The sequence below is a fragment of the Psychrobacter sp. T6-6 genome (genome assembly GCF_052258185.1).
Taxonomy (GTDB): domain Bacteria; phylum Pseudomonadota; class Gammaproteobacteria; order Pseudomonadales; family Moraxellaceae; genus Psychrobacter.
The window spans coordinates 53,248-63,041 of the sequence record NZ_JBQQEX010000013.1 but is presented as its reverse complement, the minus strand read 5'-3'; the positions used below and the strand labels follow the sequence as shown (position 1 = coordinate 63,041).

Here is a 9,794-nt window from a genome sequence, read left to right as displayed (position 1 = left end):
ACTAATCATTAAGTCTCAGTAATGAGCTTATGAGCTAGTCATAAAAAAGCCACCCTATTTAGGGTGGCTTTTTTTGTAGTAAATAATAAATAATGTAGCCTATCTACTTATATAATCTAAACTGAACTAAACGGTAAGACTAATTAAATGACAAGCATAAAAGGACAGTCATGTTTGCGATAGAAGCGTTAGCACTCAATGCAGCAGATTCTGAGAAAATGATTCAAGCCGTAGCCAATATCGAAGCCATCGTTCAGTCGCAAAGCGCTTGGAACTATCAGACTTTGCTTGAACTGCTTGAGCAAGACAGTACTAATATGCTAATAGTCTATAAACAAGAGAAAGAAGAGTGGACTGAAGATAAACAAGTGATTGGATATTGTTTATATCAGATGATATTTGAGCAAGCAGAGATTTTGCGTATTGGTACGCATCCTGATTATCAACGACAAGGTATTGCTTCACAGACCATTGATAAGCTACATGAATTTTTGCAGAGTAATCAAGTGGAAAGTTTGTTGTTAGAGGTGCGTGCAAATAATCATGCGGCGATTGCGTTATATGAGCGGCAAAACTTCGTCGTGATCCATAAGCGCAAAGGCTACTATCAATCATCACATCAGCCAGCAGTTGATGCGCTTATTATGCAGCACACTTATACCGAGTAGACTGGAGGAAATCTAGTTGATAGTCAAGATAGTAGTGTTTCTGAAGGCAAGTACGGGATATCAAGCAGAGTTATTATGGTTACGGCGCTCAGCGTACTTACTGTGAAGGTATCGTCTTTTTACAAACTTCAATATCCAGCTGATACTCACTATCTGCCTGCATCTGAACAAGAATGTCGATGCGCTCGCTCAGTAGCTCTACCATCATACTGATATTGGCTTGTTGTTTTTTGACTTGTTCTAGCTTTTGCTGAGTCAGCATGAGCTGCAAATCAATATCCAGTTGACCATCGTAATAATCGTTTAAGCTGTTTTTGATCTCGATGAGGGTGAAGCCAATAGCTTGTGCACTCTTAATCAACTCAATACGTTCGATACACTCAGGATGAAACTCCGTATACAAGCGTGACCCTGCCTGACGTTTACGTGATTTTAGCAGACCTAACTGCTCATAATGACGTACCGTGTCTTTGGTGGTATTGGCCTTCGCTGCCAGCTCTCCGATCAACAAAAATGAGATATCAAGCGCCATAAAAACCTCGTTGTTGCTTAGCTATTGTCATTATCATGATATGCGTTGCCAAGGCTCTGTAGTATCAAGTCGCGTCACTGCTAATGGTTTGTGCAAGCTGTAATCCCACTGAACAAAACGATGACCTATCAGGCTATCTAACTGGGCAAGGAAATCAGTACGCGGCAGGGTGGTAGCGCCCAAGCTCATGAGGTGATCATTTGGCAATTGGCAATCGACGAGTGCCACGTGACTTTGTTCGCATAAGCGCATCAAACCCCAGAAGGCTATCTTTGAGGCATTGGACGCACGATGGAACATAGACTCGCCAAAATAAATATTGCCTATTTTTAGTCCGTAAAGTCCGCCAATCAGCTGACCTTTCTCATCCCAGACCTCAATACTGTGGGCGAAGCCTTGCGCATGCAATTTGGTATAGGCCTCAATCATCTCATCATGAATCCAAGTATGCTCGCCTTCAGGCAAGTCATTATTAAGACCATCGCTTCGCGGTAGACTACAGGCGTGTATGACCTCATCAAAAGCTTGATTGAGTGTCAACTGCCAACGCGCGCGGCTTGCTTGCTTACGTAGCGACTTACTCGGTTGATAATCAGATGGTACTATCACACAGCGTGGCTCAGGACACCACCAAGCAATAGGTTCGTCTTCATTGAACCACGGGAATAGTCCCCGTGCATAAGCAGATATTAATGTCTCGGGTGTTAGATCGCCGCCCATCGCGACAATGCCAATCCCATCAGGATCGACAGAGATAGGATTAGGAAAGTCATAACGCCCAAGACTTTTTAGAGTCTCAGGCGTGATGTATTGAGTGGTATCATCGTGCTGCGTGAAGTTATCCATTTACTCTTCTTGATCAGCAGTTAGGGTTGATGCATACGTATGGTCTTTCGCCGTTGCTTCACCGATAGCATCTAAGTACTTTTCAGCATCAAGTGCTGCCATACAACCTGTACCAGCAGAGGTAATAGCCTGACGATAAACATGATCAGCGACGTCGCCAGCTGCAAATACACCCTCAATGCTAGTTTGTGTAGCGTTACCATTGAGACCACTATTGACAGTCAGATAGCCATCTTTCATGTCCAATTGACCGGTGAATAGGTCAGTATTAGGCTTGTGACCGATCGCGACAAACATACCCATTGCGTCTAGTTGTTTGGTGCTACCATCAATCATTGATTCGATAACGACACCATTGACACCCATATCATCACCAACCACCTCTTTTACCTGATGGTTCCACTCGATTTTGACATTGCCATTTTTGGCTTTTTCAAACAGCTTGTCTTGTAGGATTTTTTCAGAGCGTAAGCTATCACGGCGATGCACCAAGGTGACTTCAGAAGCAATATTAGACAGATATAAGGCTTCTTCGACGGCGGTATTACCACCACCAATCACAGCGACTTTTTGGTCTTTGTAGAAAAAACCGTCACAAGTGGCACAAGCAGATACGCCAAGCCCTTTAAATTTGGTTTCTGATTCTAGCCCTAAATACTGTGCAGACGCACCTGTTGAGATGATCAAGGCATCACAAGTATAGTCGCCGTTGTTACCTGACAACTGAAATGGGCGCTCGTTTAGATTGACTTCATTGATATGGTCATAAACCAACTCTGTACCGAAGCGCTCAGCATGCGCCTTCATACGCTCCATCAGCGCTGGACCTGTCAAATCATGTGCATCGCCTGGCCAGTTATCGACTTCGGTGGTAGTCGTTAATTGACCGCCAACTTCCATACCTGTAACCATAACTGGTTTAAGATTGGCACGTGCAGCGTATACCGCAGCAGAGTAACCAGCAGGACCTGAGCCCAAAATAATAAGTTTTTCGTGACGTGGAGCAGTAGTGTCAGTTGCCATGAGGTGTTCCTTTCTAAAAATACGAATGAATAATGTTAGTTATAAATATAATAAAAAAATCAAAAATTATGACTAATATGGTTTTTCTAATTGCTGTGTGATAATAACATAAGGGCATAGGTCGAAAAGTGCAAGTTTGCTAAAACAAACACAGCTATCATTAGAATCAAAGCATAATAACCTTGAAATACTAGCGCTAGAAACAGCTGGTATTTTATAGCGTTTGTACAAAACCGCTAGCAGTATTCTGTTAGCAATACTCTATTGGTGGACGGTTTTTTTGCACAAATAGCGTCTCGATTTACTTTCCTACACGCTTTATTTATAAGACTGTCGCCACTGTACCTATGTATTTGTTATTATAAGGAGTTATGCCGAGTGAGGTAGGGTTTGGGTGACAATGACGGTTGTGCGTTCTTATGATGCTAGCGTCTTATGATAAATGCCTCCCTACCAAAAACACTCTGCGAGGTACATCTATGTCAGCACTTTATGTCAGCATGATTAGGCTTAGTCATGCGTTGGCGACCATTTAGTATTAACAACAAGGCAGATTTTACGTGATATCAGCACCGCATATTGAGTATTTAAAAAAGGGAATGTTTACCCTCCTTGGGTTAATACTGGCCGTATATCTGTTTGTCATTCTAATGACTTACACAGGTAATGATCCTAGCTGGTCGCATATTAGTAGTGACATGACAACCATCAATAATATGGGTGGTCAGACGGGTGCTTGGTTATCTGACTTGCTCTACAGCTTTTTTGGGTTTGGTGCCTGGTGGTTTTTAGCATTTGTCGTTTATGAGTCGATTCTTATTTGGTGGGACAATAAACCCACGTTTTGGCTCATGCGACTGGTCGCTTACGTGTTTTTGTTGCTGACTGCTAGTGCGTTATTTGCACAACTGGTCGCCCTAATTCAACAAGTGACTAACCCTGCATCGATGGGACTTGAAGGTGTTGCTGGTGGTATTATCGGTCTTGAGTTACAAGAGCGCTTGGCGCAGCTACTATTGCAGTGGGGTAGTGTGGCTTTCTTGGCGGTATTCGTCGTGATTACAGCTACTTTTGCTTTCAATATTCATTGGCTTGCGATATATCAGAAGATTACGGCGTTATCGTGGCTTGGCTCAGGCGTAAAAAACAAAGAGGCTGTAGACGTTACTCTGCCAATCAGTGCGTCACAAGACGATAGCCACAGCGTAGATGATCAGGCTGAGCAGCAAGTAGAGCATGAACAACTGCCACTTAAGCTGCAATCAGCTGATCATACTGATAGTATTAATGAGGTAGATAACAGTAGCCGATTCAGTAATGTGTTGTCAGATTTCTTGTCGACATCAGGGTTAGCAGACAGCGTCAAAGCCTCTATAGCGACCGCAAAAGAAGCCACTACGTCAAGCGATGAGAAAAGTGCACCACTATATACAGCGGCGGCGACTACCAGTGTTATGGCTGATAGCGCAGCGAACCATATGGCACCACCAGCAATGTCAGCTCCTACCGCGATACCTGCTCGAAAAGTCGAGCCAAGTTTTGCATGGAACGATGCTAATACGGTTGATGACCTGCTCGCGAGTGAGCATATGGTTTATGGTGCCAGCAGTATAGAGAGCTCTAGTGCGCCTGTACTTAACTATACTCAGACAGACACGACTATAGACATGCCCGAAGAGGAGCGGGCATCAAACTCCCAGACGATGCCAATTGCGCAAACAGCTGCGACTGAACCTGCTGAATATAACCAGGAGTTCGCTGATCAGCTACAAGCTAATGAGCCTGAAACAACTCAATCAAGTGATACGAGCCAAAGCGTCGATCAGTTAGCAGAAGCATGGCTGGCCGAGCATGGTGATCTATCTGAACCTGCCACAAACGGTGCAATGCAAGACTCTCAGAGTATTCAAGATACTGCTATAACGGAACAGGCTCGAGTTGAGCAAGCCGTCATTGAGCAACCTGAAGTTGAACAGGCTAAAGTTCAGGAAGTAATCGAAAAGCCTGCAATTGAACAACCTGTCGCTAAACAAGCGGTACAGGAACAAATAATAGAGCCCATACCACAGGTAACCGCTAGCTCTACAGATAAGTCGTCTCCTAAGCCAGCTGCTGAGCCAGCAGAACAGCCGTATGATGAGGCATCACTATCTGTATCTGAAGAGCCGATTGCAGCAGCAATGGACGTCGTACCAACCGTGTCAGATACCTCAGATATGACACCAACCAATACACCACCTGCAAACCCGAAGGCAGCTCCAACAGTAGAATCGGTAAGCCCAGTTGCAGACACACAGCCAACAACCGCAGCAAAACCATCTGTTAGTTTTGCTGTACCTGAGGGTGATAGCAGCAACCATATCACGGATATGATGCCAGAAGATGACAGTGCTAAGAATGCGAGTGCCCCAGTTATGCCGCACATTAGCGATGATGCAGCATTCAGTCAAAAATCACGCTCTATGCAAACGGCGGCCTATCGCAGCAGCCTTACGCCCATTCCAGAGGTCTCTATACTGGATAAGCCCGATCCTGACCGTAAGCCTAGCTATACCGTCGCTGAGCTTGAACAGTTATCTGAATTGTTAGAGATTAAGCTACAGGAGTTCAATGTAAAAGCGTCTGTCGTTAACGCTATCCCAGGGCCTGTTGTGACTCGTTTTGAGGTAGAGCTGGCTGCTGGTGTCAAAGCGAGTAAGGTAACGGGTATCTCGCGTGACTTGGCGCGTTCACTATCTATGGCGTCACTACGTGTGGTCGAAGTAATACCGGGCAAGCCATATATCGGTATCGAAGTACCCAATAAAAAACGTGAAATGGTACGCTTAATTGAGCTGTTAAATACGGATACTTTCAAAGACCCCAAAGCACAAATCAGTATGGCAATGGGAAAAGATATCGGTGGCAACCCTATTATCACTGATCTTGCGCGCGCGCCGCATATGCTGGTTGCTGGTACGACAGGCTCTGGTAAGTCAGTACTGGTCAACTCGATGCTGCTCTCTATGCTACTCAAATATACGCCCAACGAGCTGCGCCTGATCTTGATTGATCCAAAGCAGCTTGAGCTTGCCAACTATAATGACATTCCGCATCTATTAACACCGGTAGTCACTGATATGACAGAGGCTGCCAGTAGCTTGTCGTGGTGTGTGGCAGAGATGGAGCGCCGCTATCAATTAATGAGCCTACTCAAAGTGCGTAAGCTCAATGAGTTCAACAAAAAGGTCATGGCAGCAGAACAATCAGGCAATCCTATGCTCGACCCACTATGGCGACCGAACGATAGCGTCAGTATCAGTCAAGCACCAAAGCTCAAAACCTTACCGATGATTGTTATTGTCGCCGATGAGTTTGCGGATATGATAATGCAGGTTGGTAAACAAGCCGAAGAGCTCATCACGCGTTTGGCACAAAAATCACGGGCAGCAGGCATCCATCTGATGCTAGCCACACAGCGTCCATCCGTCGATGTTATTACTGGTTTGATCAAAGCAAACATTCCCGTGCGTGCAGCGCTACGAGTCAACTCAAAAGTCGATTCACGTACGATCCTAGATAGTGGCGGTGCTGAAGATATGCTGGGCAACGGTGATATGTTGTTCTTAGGACCTGGGCAGATTGAGCCAGATCGTGTGCATGGTGCTTATGTGAGTGACGAAGAGGTCAACCGTGTCTGTGATGCGTGGCGTGAGCGCGGTGCGCCTGACTATATCGATAATATGGCGGGGAACTTTGAGCTGTCTAGTCCGGGTAGCGGTGGTAGTGCCAATGCTTCTGGTGAAGACGATGACCTATACAATGATGCGGTCGCCTTTATCATGGAAACGCGCAAGGTTTCAGCCTCTAGTATCCAGCGTAAATTTAGTATCGGCTACAACCGTGCGGCGCGTATTGTTGACTCTATGGAAGAAGCGGGATTGGTCAGCTCTATGGGCAAAAGTGGTAAGCGTGAACTATTGATGTAGCGATAGGTTCAAGTTGATAACGGAAAAGCGAGTCACGAAAGTGGCTCGTTTTTTTTGCTTTAAATTAAGATAGATATCTTTAAGTTGAAAGTGTTGAAGTGAACTGTGTCTATATTCAAGTAGACGTCACTGAATACTTCAAATGACTAATGAGTTTGTTTATCCATTATTCGTGATGGCTTTTTGTACTAAACTAAAAGAAGTATATTAGGCAAATATGTATATATTTTAAAAAGCAATCATCCCAAAATTTACGACAGTTACTCTCCAAGGAAGGTCAGTTATGTTTAAAGAATATACTCAGTATGATGCCATAGGGTTAGCGGCATTGGTCAATGCAGGTGACGTCAGTGCAAAGGAGCTGTTGGACGCCGCGGTCTATCAAGCCAATGAAGTGAACCCCAAGCTCAATGCCATTGTGCATCGATTTGATGAGCGCGCTTACGATGCTGCGCAGGCAGGACTGCCATCTGGTGTGTTTACGGGTGTACCTTACTTGCTCAAAGATCTGTCATTTAGCTTCGCTGATGAGCCTATTACGATGGGTAGCCGTAGTGTCAATATCATCTCAGCACAAGACAGCGAAATCGTCAAACGAATGAAGTCGACAGGCGTCAACACCTTCGGTAAGACCAATACGCCAGAGTTTGGTTTAATTATCACCACCGAGCCAAAAGCGCATGGCGCCACTCACAATCCGTTTAAAAAAGGCTATAGCTCTGGTGGCTCATCAGGCGGTAGTGCAGCAGCAGTCGCGAGCGGTGTCGTACCGATGGCAGGCGGCGGTGACGGTGGCGGCTCGATACGGTTTCCCTCTGCGTGGTGCGGTACATTTGGACTAAAACCCAGCCGCGGACGCAACCCAATGGGACCTAATCTTGGTGAAGGCTGGGACGGGGCAGTTGCCGATCATGTGATCACACGCTCAGTACGTGATAGTGCCGCGATGCTCGATGCCACGAGTGGTGAAGAGATTGGGGCGCCATATGTCATTGCGCCGCCAGATGGGACTTTTTTGCAAGCGGCGATGCGTGCGCCCAGACCACTCAAAATTGCGTTGCAGCAGCAGCCACTGATCGCCAATACTGCCGTGGATAAAGAAGTCCTTGCTGTACTAGAGCAAACCGCCAAGCAACTAGAGTCTATGGGGCATCAGGTCGTACACGCTGAGCCAGATATCAATATCGAGCAGTTTTGGCACGACTTTATCGTAGTGGTGTGCGCACATACTGCCTTTACGATTGATAATATCGAGCGGGAGTTTGGGTCTGAGCATATCAAAAACCTAGAGCCGCAAACCTATAATATGGCGCTACTTGGACGCTCGTTATCGGCAGTAGATTTGGTCCATGCCAAGCACGGTTGGCATCACAGTCAATATCAAACGGGTCTGTTATTAGATACTTACGATATGATTTTGTCCCCGACCGTACCGACGCCTGCTGTCAAACATGGTGTGCTACCACCTAGTCGCATGGATGAGATGATGATGCGTAGTGCTGGAGTGCTCAATAAAGGGTTTGATATGGGTGGATACGCCTTTAAGTCAGGCATGATCGAAAAGCTGAGCGCCCCTGTATTAGGAAAAATGGGCTTTACACTATTGGGCAATATTACAGGGTTGCCAGCTATGTCAGTACCTGTCGGCATGAGCAAAAAAGGCTTGCCGATTGGTATGCAGCTCATCGGCCGTATGAATGATGAGGCGACCTTATTGAGTCTAGCAGGTGAGATAGAACGAGCAGGCTTATTTACTAAACCTGCTTTTGAGAAGTAGTTTTATGCGTTTTGATTAGATAAGTAGGCGCTAATAATAAGTAGGCGCTAATAAACAGGAGCTAGTCAAAGCGATAAATATCCATGCCCAAGCTATGATGCGCCATGCTTTGATGAACGACAGAGACGCGCTGACCGGCACCTAACGCAAAAAACAGCGGTAGCAAATGCTCGTCGCTTGGGTGAATGTCTTTGTACTCAGGGTATTGTTGCCAGTCGAGGGCAGTAGGTATATCTATCTTGAGCTGCTGGAGCAACCATTGCTTAAAGGCTTTGGCCGCTTGATCGATACTATCGGCTTCCCAGCGTAGTGCTTGCAGGTTGTGAGTGATATTACCTGAACCAATCACAAGTATCTGCTCATCACGTAGGTGCGCAAGCTGCGCCCCCAATTGATAGCAGGCGATACTGTCATAATGCTGCGGCAAGGATACTTGGACAATAGGTACATCTGCCTCTGGGTACAGATGTCTCAGCGGCGCCCACACCCCATGGTCACAAGCGCGCATTGGGTTGACGCTACAGGTGATACCACGTGCGGTGAGCTGCTGAGCAAGTGTCTCAGCTAGCGCTGGCTGACCTGATGCAGGATACTGCAGCTCGTACAGTTCAGGCGAAAACCCCGAAAAATCATGCCACGTCTTTGGCTGCGGGTTACTGCTAATCTCGAGCTTTGCTGATTGCCAATGTGCCGACATAATGACGATGGCACGTGGTTTCGGTAGGTTTTGCCCTATACGTGCTAGTGCGCTGGTTGTGGCAGATTGCTCAATTGCAAGTGTGGGTGCCCCATGCGAGATAAACAGTGCCGGTAGTTTGGCCGTATTAGAAATTACCGCAGACGCACTGTCCCATGCCGCGGCAGAGGTAATGGGCGTCGGTGCACTATCGTGATAATGATCACGCTGTTGCGTAATTTGAGAGGCGTTAGAGGTCGCGCGTTTTGGATATTTCATGTAGCATTTATTAGGGCGCGCGCTG

The 9,794-nt window shown here is 46.2% G+C and carries 7 protein-coding genes; 3 read left to right on the top strand and 4 right to left on the bottom strand.

What is annotated here, in order from left to right; all coding sequences use genetic code 11:
* The first annotated feature begins 170 nt into the window (after window positions 1-170).
* The gene (gene rimI, locus ACTXGL_RS13405) at window positions 171-668 is read left to right on the top strand and encodes a ribosomal protein S18-alanine N-acetyltransferase (protein ID WP_443527228.1); all 498 of its coding nucleotides are present in this window, start codon (window positions 171-173) and stop codon (window positions 666-668) included.
* 97 nt (window positions 669-765) lie between these two features.
* Here rimI and ACTXGL_RS13400 read toward each other — a convergent pair whose 3' ends face one another.
* Genes ACTXGL_RS13400 through trxB form a run of 3 tightly spaced genes read right to left on the bottom strand, consistent with a single transcriptional unit; the run spans window position 766 to window position 3,069 of the window.
* Window positions 766-1,200: a MerR family transcriptional regulator gene (locus ACTXGL_RS13400; protein ID WP_443527227.1), complete on the bottom strand. Its 435-nt coding sequence runs from the start codon at window positions 1,198-1,200 to the stop codon at window positions 766-768.
* Window positions 1,201-1,233: 33 nt separating this feature from the next.
* The gene (aat, locus tag ACTXGL_RS13395; protein WP_443527226.1) at window positions 1,234-2,046 is read right to left on the bottom strand and encodes a leucyl/phenylalanyl-tRNA--protein transferase; all 813 of its coding nucleotides are present in this window, start codon (window positions 2,044-2,046) and stop codon (window positions 1,234-1,236) included.
* Window positions 2,047-3,069: a thioredoxin-disulfide reductase gene (gene trxB / locus ACTXGL_RS13390; RefSeq protein ID WP_443527225.1), complete on the bottom strand. Its 1,023-nt coding sequence runs from the start codon at window positions 3,067-3,069 to the stop codon at window positions 2,047-2,049.
* Between the two features lie 560 nt (window positions 3,070-3,629).
* On the opposite strand from trxB, the gene ACTXGL_RS13385 reads away from it, so the two are divergent.
* Window positions 3,630-7,037, top strand: a complete 3,408-nt coding sequence (locus tag ACTXGL_RS13385; RefSeq protein WP_443527224.1) for a DNA translocase FtsK — start codon at window positions 3,630-3,632, stop codon at window positions 7,035-7,037.
* 283 nt (window positions 7,038-7,320) lie between these two features.
* The gene (locus tag ACTXGL_RS13380) at window positions 7,321-8,814 is read left to right on the top strand and encodes an amidase (protein ID WP_443527223.1); all 1,494 of its coding nucleotides are present in this window, start codon (window positions 7,321-7,323) and stop codon (window positions 8,812-8,814) included.
* A 61-nt stretch (window positions 8,815-8,875) separates the two neighbouring features.
* On the opposite strand, the gene ACTXGL_RS13375 is transcribed toward ACTXGL_RS13380, so the two are convergent.
* Window positions 8,876-9,769, bottom strand: coding sequence for a DODA-type extradiol aromatic ring-opening family dioxygenase (locus tag ACTXGL_RS13375; RefSeq protein WP_443527222.1), 894 nt, complete (start codon window positions 9,767-9,769; stop codon window positions 8,876-8,878).
* Window positions 9,770-9,794: the final 25 nt, after the last annotated feature.